This window comes from Methylosinus sp. LW4 (genome assembly GCF_000379125.1).
Lineage (GTDB): Bacteria > Pseudomonadota > Alphaproteobacteria > Rhizobiales > Beijerinckiaceae > Methylosinus.
Genome location: NZ_KB900626.1, coordinates 1,720,890 through 1,740,722, shown reverse-complemented (window position 1 = coordinate 1,740,722; position 19,833 = coordinate 1,720,890). Strand labels below are relative to the sequence as shown.

The window sequence follows — 19,833 nt, the reverse complement described above, 5'->3', positions numbered from 1 at the left end:
AACCTCGGCTCACACCACGATCAGCACAGCGGCGACGCGGCGGTCCTCGTCGAGCAGCATATTATAGGTTCGCACGGCGGCGCCGGTGGCCATGGCCTCGACCATGATTCCCGCCTGCTTCAGCCGCGCGCGCAGGGCGGGCGAGGGCGGGCGCAAATTCGCGCCGGAGCCGAAGATCAGCAGCTCGACCGCGCCGGCGCTCTCGTCGAAGAGCGGCGCGAGCGTGGCCTCGTCGATCTCCGCCGCGGCGACCGGCTCCAGCGCATGAATCCCGGAGGGCAGGGCGAGCAGCGAGCCGCGATGCGACATTTCCGCGAAGCGAAAGCCGCCGCCGCCATAGGACTCGATCCTGTGGCGGCCCGGAACGAAGCCTCGACCCTGCTCGGCCATCAGGCCGCTTTGGGCTTGGCGCGCGTCGTCGCCTTGGCGGCGCCCTTGCCCGGCGCGGCGGCGGCCTCGGGCGCCGGGCCGACATCCTCATTGCGCAGGCCGAGATAGATCAGCATGGGCGAGCAGATGAAGACCGACGAATAAGTGGCGACGAAAATGCCCCAGATCATCGCGAGCGAGAAGGAGCGGATCACATGGCCGCCGAAGATCGCCAGCGAGAGGAGCGCCAGAAACACCGTCGTCGCCGTCATGATCGTGCGCGGCAGCACCGCGTTGATGGAGAGATCGATCATCTGATCTGTCGGCATCTTCTTGTATTTGCGCATCATCTCGCGAATTCGGTCGAGCACGACGACGGTCTCGTTCAGCGAGTAGCCGACGATGGTCAGGATCGCCGCGATCGACGTCGTGTTGAATTCGAGATGGGTGAGCGAGAAGAAGCCGACGGTGAGCAGGAGATCGTGCATGGTCGCGATCACCGCGCCGACGGCGAACTGCCATTCGAAGCGGAACCACAAATAAGTGAGCACGGCGACGATCGACAGCACGACGCCGAGCGTTCCCGATTGCACCAGCTCGCCGGAGACGCGCGGGCCGACGACCTCGACGCGGCGCAGCTCATAGTCGGAGCCGACCGAGCCGCGGACCTTCTCCACCGCCGCCTGCTGGGCGGAATCGCCGCCCTTCTGAGGGCCGAAGCGGACCGTCGCATCGGATTGATTGCCGAAGGCCTGCACCTCGACATCGCCGAGCTCGAGCTTCTCGATCGTCGTGCGCAGAGTGGCGATCTCGGCTTGGCCGGTCTTGGCGCGCAGCTCTATGACCGTGCCGCCGGCGAAATCGATGCCGAAATTCATGCCGCTGAAGATGAACAGCAGAATAGAGCAGATCGAGAGCACGGCCGAAAACGGGTAGCTCACGCGGCGGAACCGCATGAAGGGGAACTTGGTGTTCTCCGGGGCGAGACGCAGCAGCTTCATCTGTTTCACCCTCAGATCGGCAGGCGCGTCGGGCGCGCGTAATGATACCAGATCGCGATCATCATCCGCGTCATGGTGACGGCGGTGACGATAGTCGTCAGAATGCCGAGCGCGAGCGACACGGCGAAGCCGCGCACGGGGCCGGAGCCGAGGAAGTAGAGGATCGCCGCGGCGACGAACATCGTCACATTGGAGTCGACGATGGTCGCGAAGGCGCGGTTGAAGCCCGCGTCCAGCGAGGCGAGGATCGAGCGCCCGCCATGCTGCTCCTCGCGAATACGCTCATAGATCAGCACGTTGGAGTCGACCGCCATGCCGATCGTCAGCACGATTCCGGCGATGCCCGGCAATGTCAACGTCGAGCCGAGCAGCACGAGGCCGGCGAAGATGAAGGCGATATGGACGAAGAGCGCCAGATTGGCGAAGATTCCGAACACGCCATAGGTGATGAGCATATAGACGACGACGAGGCCGGCGCCGACATAGGCCGCACGCTTGCCGGCGTCGATCGAATCCTGGCCGAGGCCGGGGCCGACCGTGCGCTCCTCGATGATGTCGAGCTTGGCGGGCAGGGCGCCGGCACGCAGCAGGATCGAGAGGTTGTTGGCCTGCTCGACGGTGAAATGGCCGGAGATCTGGCCGGAGCCGCCGGTGATCGGCTGCAGGATGCGCGGCGCCGAGATCACCTTATTGTCGAGCACGATGGCGAAGAGCCGGCCGACATTCTTGGATGTGACCTCGCCGAATTTCTGCGCGCCGCGAATATTGAAGCGGAAATTCACCACCGGCTCGCCGCCGCGCTGCTGGTCGAAGCCGGGCTGGGCGTCGGTCAGATCCTCGCCCTGCACCATGACCTGCTTCTCGATGGCGATCTTGCCGGATTGATCGGCCTGATCGAGTTCCTCGAGCTCGGCCGGGCTCTGGCCCGGCTCGGCGACGAGGCGGAATTCCAGCTTGGCGGTCTGGCCGAGGATGGTCTTCAGCTGCTCCGGGTCCTGCAGGCCGGGGACCTGAACGATGATGCGGTCGTCGCCCTCGCGCTGAATGCTGGCCTCGCGCGTGCCGAGCGCGTCGACGCGGCGGCGGATGACCTCGATCGACTGATCGACGGCGTGGCGGACCTTGTCGGTCACGCCGGAGTCGGTGACGACGATCTGCACCAGGCCGTCGCCCGAATCGCGCACTTCGAGGGGCGGCGCGCCGCCGATCTTCGCGCCGAAGCCCTGCGCCAGATTGCGGAACTTCGGCAGCACCTTGGCGCGGTCGGCGGCCTCCGGTATGCGCAGCTGCACGCCGCGCGCCTGCGCGCCTATGCCGCCGGTGATGGCGATCTTCTCCTCGCGCAGGATGCGGCGGACGTCGTCGCGCAGATTGGTCACTTGCGTGTGCAGCACCGAGGCTTTGTCGACCTCGAGCATCACATAGGAGCCGCCCTGCAGATCGAGGCCGAGCACGATGGTGCGCGGCTGCGCCCAGGAGGGCAGGACGTTTTCGAGCGCCTTGACGCTCGCCGGCGCGAGCATGCTGGGGACGACGACGAGAACGGCGGCGAGCGTCAGCGCCAGAATGGCGATGATCTTCCAGGTGGCGAAGCGCAGCATGGATCGTCGGTCCTGTGAGGCGGTCCTAAAAGAAAGGTCCCGGCGCCGGGCGTGGCGGCCGGGATGGGAGACGTCGCGTTCTGAGCGAAGGCTAGCGCGAGGCCGCCTGATCCTTCACCGGCTCGCCCTTGGCGCGCACCTCGGCGATGGCCGAGCGCAGCACGCGCACGCGAATGTTCTGCGCGATCTCGACCTCGACCTCGGCGTCGTCGATGGTCTTGGTGACCTTGCCGATCAGCCCGCCGGCGGTGACGACCGTGTCGCCGCGCCGCACATTCTTGAGCGAGTCCTTCTGCTCCTTCGTGCGGCGCGCCTGCGGGCGCAGCACGATGAAATAGACGATCATGGTGACGAGCAGCAGCGGCACGAGCTGCGTGATCATGTCGGGAGCCGGAGCCGCCGGAGGCGCGCCGACATCCGGCGCCGTCTGCACTGCCGTGCTGGGCGGGACGGGCGGAGCCGAGGGAGCCGCCGGAACAGGGGGAGCGGCCGGGGCCGGCGGAGCGGGAGGAGCCGCGGGAGCGTCGGTCTGAGCAGGGGCCGTCTGAGCTTGGGCGGTCTGGATCAATTTCATGTTCGATCTCTTAGAAGCGGCGCGCGCGCCTTCGTGCCGGCAGGAAGCCGCCTTGCAACGGGCGCGGACTATAGCCGGCCCTATCCCGAAATCAATGGCGGCCCGTGCGCTGCGCTGCGGCGCCTTCGCCGATAGGAATTCGGCGAGGTCTGTGCGACAACTCACAGTCGGAGGCCTCGGCGGGGGAGTATGTCGCCTCTGGGAAGCATCGGGGCGGAGGGGCTCCGCGCGCTTCGCAGCGAAGTGAGGAGAATTCCGATGTTCAAGAAATTATCGCTCGTCGTCGCGCTGGGCGCCGCGCTCGCGCTGCCGTCGGAAGCCTTTGCTCAGCATCACGGCGGCGGCCACGGCGGCGGCGGCCATGGCGGCGGCTGGCATGGCGGTGGCGGTGGTTGGCACGGTGGCGGCGGCTGGCACGGTGGCGGTGGTTGGCACGGCGGTGGTCGTGGTTGGCATGGCGGCCCCGGCTGGCGCGGAGGACCCGCCTATGGCTATGGCGGCCGTGGCCGTTTCTGGCATGGGCGCTGGTATGGCTATGGCGTCGGCCCGTGCTGGCGCTGGGTCGGCTATTGGGTCTGGGCCTGCTACTGAAAGCCTCTGGTTCCGCTCGGCGCCTCTCTCAGGCGCCGAGCTCGCGGGCGAGGCCGCGCATGAAATCGACGCAGGCCGCGAGCTCGCCGATTTCGATATATTCGTCCGGCTGATGCGCCTCGTCTATGCGGCCAGGGCCGCAAATGACGCTGGGAATGCCGGTCTGCTGGAAGTGCCCGGCCTCGGATGCGTAAGGCACGGCGATGGTGCGATTGGCGCGCGCGAGCCGGAGCGCAAGAGTCTCCGCCGGCGACCCCGGCTGCGGCGCGAGGCCCGGAACCGCCACCTCCATTCGCGTCTCTATGCCCGTTCCGGGGAAGGGCGCGAAAAATTTCTGCGTCAGCTCGGCCGAATAGGCGGAGAGCTTCTCCTCGACGATTCGGGCGGCGTCGGTTCCCGGCACGCCGCGCACCTCCCAATGGAAGACGCAGTCCTTGGCGACGATGTTGCGCGCCGTGCCGCCCTCTATCGCGCCGATATGCAGAGTGGAGTAGGGCGGGTCGAAGCGCCCTGTCGGGTCGCCCGCTGCGACCAGCTCCTCGCCGATTCGCAGCAGCTCGGCGCCGAGCAGCAGAGCGACATGCACGGCGCTGACGCCGCGATGCAGATTGGCGGAATGAATCTCATAGCCGCGGACCCGGGTGACGAAGGTCGTCACGCTCTTATGCGCGTCCGCCACCTGCATGGAGGTCGGCTCGCCGATGACGGCGACCGCAGGCCGCGGCAGGTCGTAGCCGAGGCGCCCCAGGAGATCGAGCGGGCCGAGGCAGGTCGTCTCCTCGTCATAGCTGAGGAAGATATGGATCGGCCGCCTGAGCCCCGCCGCCTTGAACTCGGGAATCATGGCGAGGCAGACCGCGCCGAAGCCCTTCATGTCGACGGCGCCGCGGCCGAGCAGCCGGTCGCCCTCGCGACGCAGGGTGAAGGGATCGGCGGTCCAGCTCTGGCCCGTGACCGGCACCACATCCGTATGGCCCGAAAGCACGACGCCCCCCTCGATCGGCGGGCCGATCGTCGCGAAAATCGCCGCCTTGTCGCCGGTGGCGTTGGGCGCGCGAATGCAGGGCACCTCCTGCGCGCGCAAATAGGATTCGACGAAATCGATGAGCGCCAGATTGGATTTGGAGCTCTCCGTGTCGAAAGCGACGAGCCGTCCGGTCAGCTCGATCGCGCGCTCGATCGTCGAATTGTCGACAGCCATGCGCCGCGCTCAGTTCAGCGTCGGCTTGGAGAGCGGGCTGTCCAGCGAGAAGGCCGGCACCTCTATGTCGAAGGTTTCGCCGTCGGTGGTGATCATCGTGTAGCTTCCCTTCATCAGTCCCGAGGGCGTCGTGAGCGGACAGCCGGAGGCGTAGCGGAACGTCTCGCCGGGCTCGAGAACCGGCTGCTCGCCGACCACTCCCGGCCCCTTCACCTCTTCCTTGCGCCCGTAAGCGTCGATGATGATCCAGTGACGTGACAGGAGTTGGACACGCTCCTTGCCGAGATTGGCGATCTCGATCGTGTACGACCAGACGAAGCGATCGTTGGCGGGGTCCGACTGCTCGTGGAGAAAGTCCGGCAGAGCAGTGACCTGAATGTCTCTTGTGATGGATATATACATGGGACCTACTCTAGGACGCATCGCGCCGAAGGGAAATGTGGAATGCGTCGCCGCCCACTGGTGAAAGCCGGCGCCGAGCCGTCTCCGCTTAGCAAAATCTGTGACATAATTGACACGGGTCAAGGAAAAGCTTCTCCGTGGCGCATCGGCTCGATTGCCCACGCCTTCGGCTGCGCGTAGCTTCTGCCGCGGGAAGAAATCTTTCCCGACGGCGATTGGTGGCGATGCGTCGATTTTCTCTCCGTGGCTTGCTGGCGGCAGTCGCCTTGGCGCTTCAGGCGCTGAGCGCGGCCTATACGCTCGGCGTTCCGACGGCGATGGCGCATGGCCGCGGAGGCTCCGCCTATTGCGCCGCGCTCGACGGAAACGCCGATCGTCGCGCGCCGATCAGCGGCCACAGGGACGCCGGCGCCTGCATCGCCTGCCAGAGCTGCCTCGCCGGCTTCTCGCCCTTCCTTCCGTTTTCCATCGCGGGCCATGCGCTCGACCGGCGCAGCGTCGGCGGGGCGGAATGGACCTTCGGCCCGAGCAATGGGCTCGGCTTCGGCCTCTCCCAGGCGCAGCGCGCCCGCGCGCCTCCGGCCTTTTCGTGAAGCGATAGCGCCACGGTCTCCTTCGGGCCGGCGGCGTTCGGCTCGTGAGGCGTTTCGCTAAAGCGCATGGCGCTTTGCCGGAGCGCGCCTTCTCAATCCCAGATCACCGTCGAGACTGCGCGCGCCGGCTCTATGAGAAGCCGCGGCCGCGACATGTCCGAAAGCGCCCGTTCGAAGGCGCAGGAGGAAAAAATGACTCGTCACCATCTGCTGCGCGGCGCCTCCGCCTGCGCGCTGGCCTTCTCGCTCGCCGCCGCGACGGCGCAGGCGCAGGAGGCGCTTCCCGGCATCGATATCGCCGGCGTCCAGAACGGCGCCGAGGGACAGGCGCCGGCTCCGGCTCCGGCCCCGGTCCGTCGCGCCATACCCGACAACATCCCCGCCGTGGTGGAGAGCGTCACCCGCGCCGACATCGACCGCACGGTCAATGTGATGACCACGGCCGAGACGATGAAATATCTGCCGAGCGTGCTGGTGCGCGAGCGCTTCATCGGCGATCGCAACGGCATTTTGCAGACGCGCGTGAACTCGCCCATCGCCGGCGCGCAGAACCTCGTCTATGCGGACAATATTCTGCTCTCCAATCTGCTCGGCAACTCCTTCAACACGGCGCCGCGCTGGGGCATGGTGTCGCCGGGCGAGATCGACCGCATCGATCTCGTCTACGGGCCTTTCTCGGCCCTCTATCCCGGCAACTCCATGGGCGGCGTGATGGCGATCACGACGCGCATGCCGGAGAATTTCGAGTTTCACTTCTCCGGCAACGCCGGCCTGCAGCCCTATTCGCTCTATGGCTCCAAGGAGAATGATCTTGCCGGCGACATGAATATTCTCGTCGGCGACAAGATCAATGATTTCTCTTTTTGGGCCAGCTACGACCGGCTCGACGCGCAAGGGCAGTCGCAGACCTTCCCGGGCGGCAATGTCAAATCCGGCTCCGGCCCGCGCATTCTCGGCGGCTACGCCGACATCGATCAGGCGGGCAATCCGCGATTCGTGGGCGGCGCCAATCAGGCCGACCATTCCGAGCAGCACATGGGCAAGATCAAGCTCGACTATGAGCTCGCGCCCAAAATCCACGCCGCCTACCAGCTCGGCTTCTGGTCGCTCGTCGACAACACCCGTCCGACGACCTACATTCGCGACACGAATGGCGTCCCGATCTACAACACGCAGAACGGCAATGTGCAGGTCGGCAACGCCGTTTTTCCCTTCACCGTCAATCCGAGCCATGGCAACGCCTCGCATCTGATGCAGGCGCTCTCGTTCAAGTCGGACACCAAAGGCGTCTTCGACTTCGACTTCTCGGGAACCTCCTATAATTTCCTGCGCGACTACAACAATACCGCCAAGGCCTATGGTCTCCTGCCCAATGCCGCGGGAACCGCCTATTCGATCGATCCGCGGGGCTCGAACACCAATCAGACCGGCACTTTCTGGCGCACCTTCGACGCGCGCGGAATCTGGCGCCCGGAATGGACCGATCTCGGCAAGCACGAGGTCTCGATCGGCGCGCATTGGGACCTCTACTCGCTCTCGCAGACGCTGACCAACACCAATGTCTTCACCGATAATTATTACAACTCTATCCAGGCGATAAACTACGGAAAGACGGAGACCAAAGCCGTCTATCTGCAAGATGCCTGGGAGTTCGCGCCGAAATGGAAGCTGACCTTCGGCGGTCGCGAGGAGTTCTGGAGCGCCTTCGGCGGCGTCAACAACACGCTCGGCCAAAAATACACGCCCGGCTTCGCCGGCTGGCCGCCGTCGCTGGTCACGCCGCCCTATCTGCCGTCCGTCGCCAAGCCCACCTTCTCGCCCAAGGCGGCGATCGAATATCAAGTCTTTCCAGACCTCAATCTGCGTGGCTCGGTGGGGCGGTACTATCGCTTTCCCACTGTGCTGGAGCTGTTCCAGAACATCGCCGGTCCCAATTCCATCTCGATCAGCAACCCGGATCTGCAGCCGGAAAGCGGCACCTCCTATGATCTGACCGGCGAATATGTGACGACCAATGTGTTCGACGGCCTCATCGGCGAGGCGCGTCCACGCATCTCGCTGTTCATGGATCATCGTTGGAACGCCATCGTCTCGCAGACGGATTTCTCCACCGGCGTCGGCGTGACGCAGAACTCCAATGTCGGAAAGGCGATCTTCCGCGGCGTCGAAGGCGCCGTCGTGCTGAAGGACGTCGTGTGGAAGGGCCTCGACTTCAACGGCAGCGTGACCTTCACCGACGCCAAGGTCGTGTCCGACTATCAGCAGCCTTGGGTGCAGGGGATGCAATATCCGCGCATTCCGCGCATCCGCATCCGCGCCGTCGCCTCCTATGCGCCGACCGACGAGTTCTCCGTCTCGGCGGGCGTGCGCTATGCGACTGGGGCGTTCGTCAGCCTCAACAACTCGGACTTCAACCATAATAATTACGGCAGCGTGGACAGCGAATATCTCGTCTTCGACGCCAAGGCGACCTATAAGATCGCCAAGGAATGGACGCTCAACGCCGGCATCGACAACATCGGCCGGTGGAAATATTACGTCAATCCGAACCCCTATCCGCAGCGGACCTATTTTCTCGGTCTGAAATATGACTTCGGCGGTCCGGCTTCGGGCATGTTCTCCGATGTGAAGCTCGGCGCCAAATAGCCGATTGTGCAATGAAGGCGGGGGAGGGGATGCTGCGGCGCATCACATTCCCCGCCGCTCGCTCTCTTGCCCCGCGGGGTGAATTGCGACAGACTCGCCCCTCATCGCGGGCAGGAGCTTTCATGCGTCGGAATTTGACGAGCATATTGCTGTTTTCGTTGGCGCTGGCCGTTCAGGCCCTTGCGCCCGCGACGGCAGGGCTCGCCCATTCCGCCTTCGTCCCAGGGCAGATTTGCGCGACCGTCGCCGACGCCTCCGGCGCGGCCTCGGCCGCTCCTATCGGCCATGCCGATGTCGGCCCCGGACTTTGCGATCTCTGCGCCCTTTGTTGCGGCGGCGCGGGACCATTGGCGGCGCGGCCGGAAATCTCCGGCGTCGCCTCGCAGGACTGGGCGGCGGCGCAATGGCCGGCGCCGGTCGCGCGCGCTGTTGTTTTCGCCCCGGATCATGCGCGGCGCGCGCGGGCGCCGCCTCTCTCCATCTGATTTTCCAACCGAATTCGACCGTCCGCGGGAGCGGGCGCCGATCATCGCTTCGAAAAGACGATGCGTCGCCAAAACGGCGCGGGGAGGGGAAAAAGTGTTTCGACTTTCAATGAGCGATCGCGCCGGGGTCGGCGCATTCTTTCGGGAGTTTCTGCGCACGCTCGCCGGCGAGCGCCGCGCCTTCGGCGTGTTCGAGACCCGCGGGGCTTTCGTCGTCCCGGCCGCGGCGCCGCCGGCCGAGCGGGAGCCCGAGCCATCGCCGGCGCCCGTGATCGCCGCGCGGCGCAGCGGCCGCCTCATCGACCTCGAGCGCCGCGCGAAATTCGGCCAGTTCTGACCGTTCAGCCGCGCGCGGCGGAAAGGCCGCGCGCCAGATCGTCGAGGAGATCATCCGTATCCTCGAGCCCGACCGAGAGACGCAGCAGCCCATCGCCGACGCCGATGAGCGCCCGCGCCTCTGGCGTCAGCCGCTGATGCGTCGTCGTCGCCGGATGGGTGACGAGGCTCTTGGCGTCCCCGAGATTATTGGAAATCTTGACGATTTTCAGCGCGTTGGCGAGGCGGAAGGCCGCTGCCTTGCCGCCCGCCACGTCGAATGTCACCAGCGTGCCGCCGCCCGTCATTTGCCGCCGCGCCAGCGCGGCCTGCGGATGATCGGCGCGGAAAGGATAGAGAACGCGGGCGATCTCCTTCTGCTCGGCGAGGAAGTCGGCGATCCGCGCCGCGCTCGCCGTCTGCTGCGCGATGCGCAGTGGCAGGGTTTCCAATGCCTTCAGCATGGTCCAGGCGTTGAACGGCGATAGAGCCGGCCCGGTCTGGCGCAGGAAATTATGGATATTCTCCTCGATCAGCGCCTGCGAGGCCAAAATGACGCCGCCCAGGCAGCGGCCCTGGCCGTCTATGTGCTTGGTCGCCGAATAGACGACGACATCGGCGCCCAATTCGAAGGGTTTTTGCAGCAGAGGCGTGGCGAAGACATTGTCGACCACGAGCCGCGCGCCCACCTCATGGGCGATGTCGGCGATGGCGCGAATGTCATAGACCTCGAGACCGGGATTGGTGGGGCTCTCGAGGAAGAAGAGCTTGGTCTCCTTGCGGACGGCGGCCTTCCATTGCGCGAGATCGGCTCCATCGACCAAGGTCGAGGCGACGCCGAATCGCGGCAGCAGATCCTCCACCACATAGAGGCAGGAGCCGAACAGCGCCCGCGCCGCGACGATATGATCGCCGGCGCGCAACTGCGCCAGCAGCGCGGCGGTGACGGCGGCCATTCCGCTCGCGGTGGCGCGCGCCGCCTCGGCCCCCTCGAGCAGGCACATGCGCTGCTCGAACATTGCGACGGTCGGATTGGAGAAGCGCGAATAGATGAAGCCCGGGTCCTCGCCCTTGAAGCGCGCCTCGGCGGCCTCCATCGTGGGGTAGGCAAAGCTCTGCGTGAGGAACATCGCCTCGGACAGCTCGCCGAATTGCGAGCGCAGCCCCCCGCCATGCACGAGCCGTGTCGCGGGGCGCAGTTTCTTCTCGTCGTCGCTCAACTTTCGTCTCCCCTGCGGCGCGACTGGACGCGCCACGGCGACAAAAAGCGGATTTCACGAGGAAACCCGGCCTTTTAGCGCCTTGTTTTACGTGGCGGCAAGCCGGCCGGCTCAAAGAACCACGCGTTCGTTTAACAGAATGAACCGAAGGACGCGGCCAAGTCAACACTGGCCGGCGTCCTCGGCGCATCCTTGCGGCTCGCCGATTTTCTCGCCACTAGAACACGATGGCGTCCCGCGTGTAAGGTCCCCGCGACGACAGAACCGTTGTGATAGGAGTTTCGATGGCGTCCGCCGCCCATGGCGTGCTCTCCTGCGAGCAGATTCGTGAATTGGCGGCTTCCGGCGCGATCGTCGCGACGCCGCCGATCGAGGAGGGCCAGCATCAGCCGGCGAGCCTCGATCTGCGCCTCGGCCCGACGGCCTATCGCGTGCGCGCCAGCTTTCTGCCCGGCAAGCGCCGCAGCGTCGAGGCGCTGCTCGCCGAGCTGACCTATGACGAGATCGACCTGCGCGACGCCGGGGCGGTGCTGGAGCGCGGCTGCGTCTATGTGATTCCTCTGCTCGAGAGCCTCCATCTGCCGGAGGACGTTTCCGGCGTCGCCAATCCCAAGAGCTCGACCGGGCGGCTCGACATCTTCACCCGCCTCATTACCGATGACACGGAGATTTTCGACCATGTCGCGGCCGGCTATCGCGGGCGGCTCTATGCGGAGGTCTCGCCGCGCAGCTTCAGCGTGCGCGCGCGGCAGGGCTCGCGGCTCGATCAGCTGCGCCTGCGCCGCCGCGCCGCCGCCGGCGAGACGACGCTCTCCGACGCCGGGCTCGCCGCCGAGCACGCCCGCGCGCCGCTCGCAGATGGCGAGCTGACGCTGCGCGACGGCGTGATCTTGCGCGTCGCGCTGGACGGGCTCGGCGATGTCGTGGGCTATCGCGCGCAAAAGCATACGGATGTGATCGATGTCGATCGCGTCGATCATTACGCCATAGAGGATTATTGGGAGCGCCTCGCGCCGCGTCGCGGCAAGCTCATCCTCGATCCGAACGAGTTCTACATTCTCGCCTCGCGCGAGCGCATCCGCATTCCCTCGCATCTCTCGGCCGAGATGATGGCGATCGACCCCGCAATGGGCGAGTTCCGCGTGCATTACGCCGGCTTTTTCGATCCCGGCTTCGGCTATGGCGCGCAAGGCCTGCCGGGCAGTCGCGCCGTGCTGGAAGTGCGCAGCCATGACGTGCCTTTTATCTTGGAGGATGGGCAGGTCATCGGCCGGCTCGTCTATGAGCAAATGGCCGCCGAGCCGAAGATTCTCTACGGCCAGGGCGGCGTCTCGAATTACCAGGGGCAGGAGCTGAAGCTCTCCAAGCATTTCAAGGCGCCGTGAGCGCATCCGAGAGCGGCTCGATCGGAGACGGAGATGTCGTTCCAGAGCGTTCATCACATTTTTGTGATCCCGGGATGTCTGCTGCTGGCCCTGGCGGCATTCAATCTCCTCCGCTACAGACATTGGGGTCGTGTGACGGGAACGATTGTGGAACGTCGAGCGCTTCCCATCGAGGGCGCGCACGATAAGATCGAGGTCGCGTACGTCGTATCCGATCGCCGATATGTTTCCGACGTCCAGCAAAACTTCGGTCAAGTACGTATTGACGCCGAAGTGAACGACGAAGTCGAAATAAGCTATGATCCGCTGAACCCGAGCCGATGCATGGCTTATGCGCCGACTGAAAATATCGTCACAATCGCCATTGCGATCGTCATGATTCTCATCTGATGCGCCGCGACAGCGCGTCGCCTCGCTTTTTGTCGGGAAACTGCAATAATTCGATGAGATCAACGGACGCTCCGCCACGTCGGCGGAGCGTCACGCGAGCCGCGCGCAGCGCTCGGCTTTGCCCGCAATGAAGACGCGCGCATTTCGAACGCTAGATTCGAGACAATGGACAAAGACATGGCTGAGGCCCGATCCATCGTCGACGCCGCCGGCCTCGAGGCTCTGCTCGAGGCGCTTCGCGCGCGCGGCTATCTGCTCATTGGCCCGACCGTGCGCGACGCGGCGATCGTCTATGACGAGATCGCCTCTCTGGACGATCTGCCGCGCGGCGTCGGAGACGAGCAGGACGGCGGCCATTATCGGCTGACGCGCCGCAATGACGAAGCTTTGTTCGGCTATGTCGTCGGCCCGCAATCCTGGAAAAAGCTGCTGCACCCGCCCGTGCTCCGCCTGTGGCGCGCGCGACGCGAGGGCGACGAACTGCATGTCGAGGCCGAGCCGGCTCGCGTCGAGAAATTCGCCTTCATCGGCGCGCGCTCCTGCGAGCTGCACGCCATCGCCATTCAAGACCGCGTGTTCCTCGGCGGCGATTACGCCGATTCGCATTATCGCGCGCGGCGCGAGGACGTCTTCATCGTCGCGGTGAATTGCGGCGTCGCCGGCGGCGCCTGCTTTTGCGTCTCGATGAATACGGGGCCGAAGGCGACGACAGGCTTCGACATTGCGCTCACCGAGATCGTCGCGGGAAGCTCTTTTCTCGTCGAGATCGGCACAGAGGCGGGCAGGGCGCTCCTCGATTCTCTGCCGCATCGCGCCGCGAGCGCGAGCGAGACAGAGGAGGCGCAGGCCATTCTCGCGCATACGGCGGCGAATATGGGCCGTAGCCTCGAGGCCGGCGATGTGCGCGAATTGCTCACGCGCAATCTCGACCATCCGCGCTGGGACGATGTCGCCGCCCGCTGTCTCGCCTGCACCAATTGCACAATGGTTTGTCCGACGTGCTTTTGCACCAGCGTCGAGGATGCGAGCGATCTCACAGGCCTCGAGAGCGAGCGCTCGCGCCGCTGGGATTCCTGCTTCACGCTGGATTTCTCCTATATTCACGGCGGCAGCGTGCGGCAGAGCGTCAAATCGCGCTATCGCCAATGGATGACGCATAAGCTCTCCACTTGGCATGACCAGTTCGGAAGCTCCGGCTGCGTCGGCTGCGGACGCTGCATCGTCTGGTGTCCCGTCGGCATTGATATAACGGAGGAGGCGCGCGCCATTCGCGAGAGCGACGCGCAGAAAGGCGCGACATGATCGAGAGCATCGAGCATATCGTCCAAGAGCATCGGTTTTTCGCTGGCATGGATGCGGGCTTCGTCGCGCTCGTCTCCGGCTGCGCGAAGAATATGCGCTCCGATCCGGGGCAATATCTCTTTCACGAAGGCGAGAGCGCCGATTGGTTCTTTCTGCTGCGCAATGGAAGCGTCGCCATAGAGCTGCGCGATCCGGCGCGCGGCGCCGTGACGGTGCAGACGCTGCATGAGGGCGATCTCTGCGGCCTCTCCTGGCTCGTGCCGCCCTATCGCTGGACCTATGACGCGCGCGCGATCGATCTCGTCCGCGCCATCGCCGTCGACGCCGCCTGCCTGCGCCGCAAGAGCGAGGCCGATCCGCGGCTCGGCTATGAGATGATGAAGCGTTTCATGCCGCCGCTGGTCGAGCGATTGCAGGCCGCGCGAATGCAGATGATCGACATTTATGGCGCCCATGGCTGACGCATTTTCCGTGGCGAGCATCGCCGATCCCATGATCCCGCGCGTCGCCCGCGTCGCGAAGCGAAAGCGAGAGATCGCGGATGTCGTGACCCTCGAAATAGAGGGCGGCGCTTTCGATTTCGCGCCGGGGCAATTCAATATGCTCACCGCCTTCGGCGTCGGCGAGGCGGCGATCAGCGTCAGCGGCGATCCAGCGGACAATGCGCGGCTCATTCATACGATCCGCGCGGTCGGCGCCGTCTCTCGCGCGCTCACAGAGCTGCATGTGGGCGAGCCGATCGGCCTGCGCGGACCCTTCGGGCGCGGTTGGCCGATGCGCGAGGCGGAGGGTCGCGATGTGATCGTCGTCGCCGGCGGCCTCGGCCTCGCGCCGCTGCGGCCGGCGCTCTATCGCCTCTTCGCCGAGCGCGAGAAATATGGCCGCATCCTTCTTTTGTTCGGCGCGCGCAGCCCCGCGGATATTCTCTTTCGCGACGAGCTGGAAGCCTGGCGCGGGCGGCTCGACATAGAGGTGGAGGCGACGGTCGATCATGCGCGCGGCGATTGGCGCGGCAATGTCGGAGTGGTGACGACGCTGCTGTCGCGTGCGCAATTCAGCGCCGCCAATGCGCTCGCCATGCTCTGCGGACCGGAGATCATGATGCGCTTCGTCGCCAATGCGCTGCTCGAGCGGGGCGTCGCGCAAGAGCGCGTCTATCTCTCCATGGAGCGCAATATGAAATGCGCGATCGGCTGGTGCGGCCATTGCCAATTCGGGCCGGTCTTCATCTGTCGCGACGGGCCGGTCTTTCCCTATTCGCAATTGCGCGGCCTCATCGCGAAGAAGGAAATCTGAGCATGACTGGGCATCGGACGCCGCCGCGGCTCGCCGTATGGAAATTCGCTTCCTGCGACGGCTGTCAGCTCAGCCTGCTCGATTGCGAGGACGAGCTGCTCGCCGTTGCCCAGGCGCTCGACATCGCCTATTTTCCAGAGGCGACGCGCGCGCCGATCCGCGGCAATTACGATCTCTCGCTCGTCGAGGGCTCGATAACGACGCCGCATGACGCCGAGCGCATACAGGATGTGCGGCGCCGCTCGCGCGCGCTCGTCACCATAGGCGCTTGCGCGACATCGGGCGGCATACAGGCGCTGCGCAATTTCGCCGATGTGCGCGACTATGCGTCGATCGTCTATGCGCGGCCGGATTATATCCATACGCTGGCGACATCGACGCCGATCAGTGATCATGTGAAGGTCGATTTCGAGCTGCGTGGCTGTCCGATCGACAAGGGCCAGCTGATCGAGGTGATCTCCGCCTTTCTCGCCGGCCGCAAGCCGACGACGCCGTCGCATAGCGTCTGCCTGCAATGCAAGCTGAAGGGCAATGTCTGCGTCATGGTCGCGCATGGGACGCCCTGTCTCGGCCCCGTCACCCATGCGGGCTGCGGCGCTCTGTGTCCTTCGTATGATCGCGGCTGCTACGGCTGCTTCGGTCCCGCCGAAACGCCCAATGCGCCATCGCTGAGCGCGCGTCTCTCGGCGCTCGGCATGGATGAGGACGTGTTGCGGCGCGTCTATCGCACATTCAACGCGCAGGCGGAGGCCTTCCGCGAGGAGAGCGAGCGCCATGACGAGTAGAACGATCTCCGTCGGCGCGCTGGCGCGGGTGGAAGGCGAGGGCGGTCTCGAGATCGTGCTGCGCGATGGCGTCGTGCAGAGCGCGGCGCTGACGATTTTCGAGCCGCCGCGCTTTTTCGAGGCGCTGATGCGCGGGCGCGCCTTCACCGAGGCGCCGGACATAGCCGCGCGTATTTGCGGCATTTGTCCTGTCGCCTATCAGATGAGCGCCGTGCATGCGATGGAGGATGCGCTCGGCGTCACTGTGACGGGGCCGCTGCGCGATTTGCGGCGCCTGCTCTATTGCGGCGAATGGATCGAGAGCCACATGCTGCATGTGCATATGCTGCATATGCCGGATTTTCTCGGCTATGCCGGCGGCGTCGACATGGCGCGCGACCATGGCGATATCGTGCGGCGCGGGCTCGCGATCAAAAAGGTCGGCAATGAGATCATGACGCTGGTCGGCGGGCGCGAGATTCATCCGATCAATGTGCGCGTCGGCGGCTTTTATCGCGCGCCGCGCAAGCGCGATCTGCGCGCGCTGGCGGAGCGGCTGGAGCGCGCGCTGGAACAGGCGCTGCAGGTCGCGCGCTTCGTCGCCGGATTGGATTTTCCCGATTGCGCGCGCGATTACGTTTTCGTGTCGCTGCGCCATGGGGACGAATATCCGTTCAACGAAGGCCGCATCGTGTCGAGCCGTGGGCTCGACATCGCCGCGCGCGATTTCGAGGCGCATTTCGAGGAGTTCCACGTCCAGCGCTCGACCGCGCTGCATGCGCGCATGCGCCATTGCGACGCGCCCTATCTGGTCGGCCCGCTCGCGCGTTATGCGCTCAATGCGGATGTGCTGTCGCCGCTGGCGAAGCAGGCCGCGCGCGAGGCCGGCCTCGAGGCCGTCTGCGTCAATCCCTATCGCAGCATCATCGTGCGTGCGATCGAAACGGTCTATGCGCTGGACGAGGCGCTGCGCATCATCGCGCGCTATGAGGAGCCGGACGTCTCCTGCATCGCGATCGAGCCGCGCGCCGGCCACGGCCATGCGGCCACCGAGGCGCCGCGCGGCATGCTCTATCACCGCTATCGGCTGGAGGCGGACGGAACCATCGCGGACGCCGTCATCACCCCGCCGACCTCGCAGAATCAAGCAATGATCGAGGAGGATTTGAAGCGCCTCACCGGCGCCTTTCTGCATCTGCCGGAGGAGGAGCTTCGCCATCGCTGCGAGCAGACCGTCCGCAATCACGATCCCTGCATCTCCTGCTCGACGCATTTTCTGCGGCTCGACATCGATCGGGGCTGACCTTGGGGCGCCGCATCTTCCTGTGCGTCGGCAATCCCGATCGCGGCGATGACGGGGTCGGCGCCCGCGTCGCCGCGCTGTTGCGGGAATCGGCCGTGCAGGACGTCGTGGAATGCTGCGGCGAGGCGGGCGACATCCTCGCGGCGCTGGAGGAGGTCGGGGAGGCGATCATCGTCGACGCATCCTTCTCCGGCGCGCCGGCCGGGACGGTCAGGCGTTTCGATCTCGCCGCCGAGGGCGCGCCGCTGTCGCTCGATCTCGGCTGGTCGAGCCATGGCTTCGGCCTCGCCGAGGCGATCGGCCTCGCGCGCGCGCTCGGCGCGCTTCCGTCTGTTTGCGTTCTGTTCACGATCGAGGGGGAGAGCTTCGCGCCGGGCGCGCCCCTTTCGGCCGCGGCGCAGGCCGGCGCTGCGGCGGCGACCGCGCGGATTCTCGCGGATTTCCGGCCGAAAGCGCGCTCGGACGGCGCTGCGTTTTCCCCCGCCGGAAAAATTGTCCCACCTTGCCCACAGAGCGGAAAAACCCTATAGGAATAGCTGTCTTCAGGCGGTACGCGGGCGTAGTTCAGTGGTAGAACGACAGCTTCCCGAGTTCCAGTAGACCGCTGGGCCACGTTTGATAGCATCAAGGCCGACTGGCCCGCTCCGCTGGCGCCGCACCTCGTTCACGCGGCTCGATCGAGATCGAGCCGATGATTGGGGCTCGATAGAGCCGGGCTGGAGCTATGGACGCATCTATAGGTTCGTCGGCGGCCCGATCACGATCGCTGGTTTTGGGCGGCCTATCATCATGATCCCGCGGGCTATCCATTCAACGGCGGGTCCGGTGACGCCCCAGATGGCCGCACCGCCCGCGAGGAGGTCGAGCAGCGTCTGCCGGAGGAGGTGAGACTGCAGCGCGCAGCCGTTCGACGGACGCCGCCGCAGCGAACCGAGCAAGGAGGGCAATCATCTCGGTACCGGCCGTGGCAGTGCATCTTACCGGCATCATGGCGCAAAGCCCGGCTCCTACCAGTGAATAGCCCGGATTGCGCGCACCCTCAAAGAAATGCAGAAACAGCGCTCACTATCCCTGATTGCCAGGGCCTGACCTGTGAAGAAGCTACAATGGGGAGATGAAATGACGATATTATTTCTCGGCCCGGAAACGTCGCCTTTGCTCAGCTGGATACGACAACAAGAAGGAGATATTATCCAGACGGAAGAAAAGATTACATTAGAATATATCAGGACGAGCGATATAAAGTTCATTGTCAGCTACGGATACCGCCACATACTCAGAAAAGAGATGATCGAAGCGGTATCCGGTCGGGTCATAAATTTGCACATTTCGTATCTGCCCTGGAACAGGGGCGCTGATCCGAATTTCTGGAGCTTCGTCGACGGCACTCCGAAGGGCGTCACGATCCATTACGTCGACGATGGAATCGATACCGGAGACATAATCGCTCAGAAGCTCATTGAATTCGATACCGACGTCGAGACGCTTTCCACAAGCTACCATAGACTACAGGACGAAATTCAAGTTCTGTTCAAACGCCACTGGAGTCAGATAAAATCCGGCGCCTGCGCGCGCCAGAGACAACCCGTTGGAGGGACGTCGCATAGATCGCGAGACAAGGATCCTCTGTCCGCGCTGCTTTCCAAGGGATGGAGCACCCCCGTCTCGGCGCTGTGCGAGTATGCTGCCGAAATGCAATTGTCGGCGCAGTTTTTCGACACTTTCGATCGCGAAACCAAGCCAACGCCCGTTGCGGCCTGTCTTTTCGCATAGACGAGGGATTTTCCCATGACCCCGGACGCAATCGTCGTGCTGGCGCATTTGATGGAGCAAGACGGAACTCTCGGCGTCGAAACGCGCAAGCGAGCCGACAAGGCGGCGGAGCTACATGCTGCGCACAAATGCCCCGTCATCCTAATGGGGTGGGCCTATCGTGGTGACACCGATTTGTGCATATCCGACGCCATCGCTTCGTATCTCAAATCGACTCACCAGATTGGCGATGACGCCTTGTTCATCGATCGAGATTCCCGCGATACTGTGGGTGATGCGATTTTATCGAAGAAGAAATTCGAGCATCTGCTAAGCGGAAAAAATGTCGGAGTTGTTACGAGCGACTATCATGTCGATCGCACTCGCAGAATATTTGAATTCGTCTATGGGGAAATTGCGAATATCCTGGTTTTTGGCGTCCAAACAGAAATCCCCTGGACGCAGGTGAGCCATGAGCAAGAATCCCTTTCCGCGTTTTCACGAACCTTCGCAGGCGTGGAAAGCGGGGATGATCGGTCGATATTCAACGCGCTCGTTCAGAACCACCCGTTCTACAACGGGAAAATTTACCCGGTTCTAGCCGGCTAGACCATCGATAGCCACATGGCGTCAAGCGCCACGC

At 64.6% G+C, this 19,833-nt stretch carries 22 protein-coding genes and 1 riboswitch; of the genes, 15 read left to right on the top strand and 7 right to left on the bottom strand.

Annotation, left to right across the window (positions count from 1 at the left end):
* Positions 1-9 precede the first annotated feature (9 nt).
* From METLW4_RS0108865 to yajC, 4 genes are all read right to left on the bottom strand, one after another.
* Positions 10-390, bottom strand: a complete 381-nt coding sequence (locus METLW4_RS0108865) for an Mth938-like domain-containing protein (protein ID WP_018265854.1) — start codon at positions 388-390, stop codon at positions 10-12.
* Positions 390-1,370 carry a protein translocase subunit SecF gene (gene secF / locus METLW4_RS0108860; RefSeq protein ID WP_018265853.1) on the bottom strand — a complete coding sequence of 327 codons (981 nt, stop codon included), beginning with the start codon at positions 1,368-1,370 and terminating at the stop codon, positions 390-392. The genes METLW4_RS0108865 and secF overlap by 1 nt, the downstream gene beginning before the upstream one ends.
* Positions 1,371-1,381: 11 nt before the next feature.
* Entirely contained in the window at positions 1,382-2,971 is a 1,590-nt protein-coding gene (gene secD / locus METLW4_RS0108855) for a protein translocase subunit SecD (RefSeq protein WP_018265852.1), read from the bottom strand.
* Between the two features lie 91 nt (positions 2,972-3,062).
* Entirely contained in the window at positions 3,063-3,545 is a 483-nt protein-coding gene (yajC, locus tag METLW4_RS27025) for a preprotein translocase subunit YajC (RefSeq protein ID WP_083919247.1), read from the bottom strand.
* A gap of 243 nt (positions 3,546-3,788) precedes the next feature.
* Between yajC and METLW4_RS27020 the strand changes: the two genes are divergently transcribed.
* Positions 3,789-4,136: a hypothetical protein gene (locus tag METLW4_RS27020; RefSeq protein ID WP_157235004.1), complete on the top strand. Its 348-nt coding sequence runs from the start codon at positions 3,789-3,791 to the stop codon at positions 4,134-4,136.
* 28 nt (positions 4,137-4,164) lie between these two features.
* Here the strand turns inward: METLW4_RS27020 and argE are convergent, their stop codons facing one another.
* Together argE and apaG are read right to left on the bottom strand one after the other, a co-directional pair.
* Complete coding sequence (gene argE / locus METLW4_RS0108840; protein ID WP_018265849.1) at positions 4,165-5,337, bottom strand: acetylornithine deacetylase; 1,173 nt, start codon at positions 5,335-5,337, stop codon at positions 4,165-4,167.
* 9 nt (positions 5,338-5,346) lie between these two features.
* On the bottom strand, positions 5,347-5,739 hold the full coding sequence (gene apaG, locus METLW4_RS0108835) for a Co2+/Mg2+ efflux protein ApaG (RefSeq protein WP_018265848.1): 393 nt from the start codon (positions 5,737-5,739) through the stop codon (positions 5,347-5,349).
* Positions 5,740-5,963: 224 nt separating this feature from the next.
* On the opposite strand from apaG, the gene METLW4_RS0108830 reads away from it, so the two are divergent.
* The 4 genes from METLW4_RS0108830 (at position 5,964) to METLW4_RS24475 (ending at position 9,800) form a co-directional block, all read left to right on the top strand.
* Positions 5,964-6,332, top strand: coding sequence for a hypothetical protein (locus tag METLW4_RS0108830; protein WP_157235002.1), 369 nt, complete (start codon positions 5,964-5,966; stop codon positions 6,330-6,332).
* A gap of 192 nt (positions 6,333-6,524) precedes the next feature.
* A complete protein-coding gene (locus METLW4_RS0108825) occupies positions 6,525-8,978 on the top strand; it encodes a TonB-dependent receptor (RefSeq protein ID WP_198290182.1) in 2,454 nt (817 codons plus the stop codon).
* A 122-nt stretch (positions 8,979-9,100) separates the two neighbouring features.
* A complete protein-coding gene (locus METLW4_RS0108820; protein ID WP_018265845.1) occupies positions 9,101-9,463 on the top strand; it encodes a hypothetical protein in 363 nt (120 codons plus the stop codon).
* Positions 9,464-9,557: 94 nt separating this feature from the next.
* Positions 9,558-9,800, top strand: coding sequence for a hypothetical protein (locus tag METLW4_RS24475; RefSeq protein WP_157234998.1), 243 nt, complete (start codon positions 9,558-9,560; stop codon positions 9,798-9,800).
* Between the two features lie 4 nt (positions 9,801-9,804).
* Here the strand turns inward: METLW4_RS24475 and METLW4_RS0108810 are convergent, their stop codons facing one another.
* Entirely contained in the window at positions 9,805-10,998 is a 1,194-nt protein-coding gene (locus METLW4_RS0108810; RefSeq protein ID WP_018265843.1) for an O-succinylhomoserine sulfhydrylase, read from the bottom strand.
* 54 nt (positions 10,999-11,052) lie between these two features.
* Positions 11,053-11,131: riboswitch (SAM riboswitch) on the bottom strand.
* Positions 11,132-11,282: 151 nt separating this feature from the next.
* Here METLW4_RS0108810 and METLW4_RS0108805 point away from each other — a divergent pair.
* From METLW4_RS0108805 to METLW4_RS0108755, 10 genes are all read left to right on the top strand, one after another.
* Positions 11,283-12,383, top strand: a complete 1,101-nt coding sequence (locus METLW4_RS0108805; protein WP_018265842.1) for a 2'-deoxycytidine 5'-triphosphate deaminase — start codon at positions 11,283-11,285, stop codon at positions 12,381-12,383.
* Positions 12,384-12,416: 33 nt separating this feature from the next.
* A complete protein-coding gene (locus METLW4_RS0108800; protein ID WP_018265841.1) occupies positions 12,417-12,773 on the top strand; it encodes a DUF3592 domain-containing protein in 357 nt (118 codons plus the stop codon).
* 177 nt (positions 12,774-12,950) lie between these two features.
* Positions 12,951-14,075, top strand: coding sequence for a 4Fe-4S dicluster domain-containing protein (locus METLW4_RS0108795; protein WP_043332497.1), 1,125 nt, complete (start codon positions 12,951-12,953; stop codon positions 14,073-14,075).
* Positions 14,072-14,536 carry a cyclic nucleotide-binding domain-containing protein gene (locus METLW4_RS0108790; protein ID WP_018265839.1) on the top strand — a complete coding sequence of 155 codons (465 nt, stop codon included), beginning with the start codon at positions 14,072-14,074 and terminating at the stop codon, positions 14,534-14,536. The genes METLW4_RS0108795 and METLW4_RS0108790 overlap by 4 nt, the downstream gene beginning before the upstream one ends.
* Positions 14,520-15,371: an FAD/NAD(P)-binding protein gene (locus METLW4_RS0108785; protein ID WP_018265838.1), complete on the top strand. Its 852-nt coding sequence runs from the start codon at positions 14,520-14,522 to the stop codon at positions 15,369-15,371. Before METLW4_RS0108790 ends, METLW4_RS0108785 begins: the two co-directional genes overlap by 17 nt.
* 2 nt (positions 15,372-15,373) lie before the next feature.
* Complete coding sequence (locus tag METLW4_RS0108780; RefSeq protein ID WP_018265837.1) at positions 15,374-16,156, top strand: oxidoreductase; 783 nt, start codon at positions 15,374-15,376, stop codon at positions 16,154-16,156.
* The gene (locus METLW4_RS0108775; RefSeq protein ID WP_018265836.1) at positions 16,146-17,438 is read left to right on the top strand and encodes a Ni/Fe hydrogenase subunit alpha; all 1,293 of its coding nucleotides are present in this window, start codon (positions 16,146-16,148) and stop codon (positions 17,436-17,438) included. The genes METLW4_RS0108780 and METLW4_RS0108775 overlap by 11 nt, the downstream gene beginning before the upstream one ends.
* A gap of 2 nt (positions 17,439-17,440) precedes the next feature.
* Entirely contained in the window at positions 17,441-17,968 is a 528-nt protein-coding gene (locus METLW4_RS24470) for a hydrogenase maturation protease (RefSeq protein ID WP_018265835.1), read from the top strand.
* Positions 17,969-18,557: 589 nt separating this feature from the next.
* Positions 18,558-19,211 (top strand): formyltransferase family protein, encoded by a 654-nt coding sequence (locus METLW4_RS24465; protein WP_051079665.1) that lies wholly within the window; start codon positions 18,558-18,560, stop codon positions 19,209-19,211.
* A gap of 15 nt (positions 19,212-19,226) precedes the next feature.
* Complete coding sequence (locus tag METLW4_RS0108755) at positions 19,227-19,799, top strand: YdcF family protein (RefSeq protein WP_018265832.1); 573 nt, start codon at positions 19,227-19,229, stop codon at positions 19,797-19,799.
* The last annotated feature ends 34 nt before the right edge of the window (positions 19,800-19,833 follow it).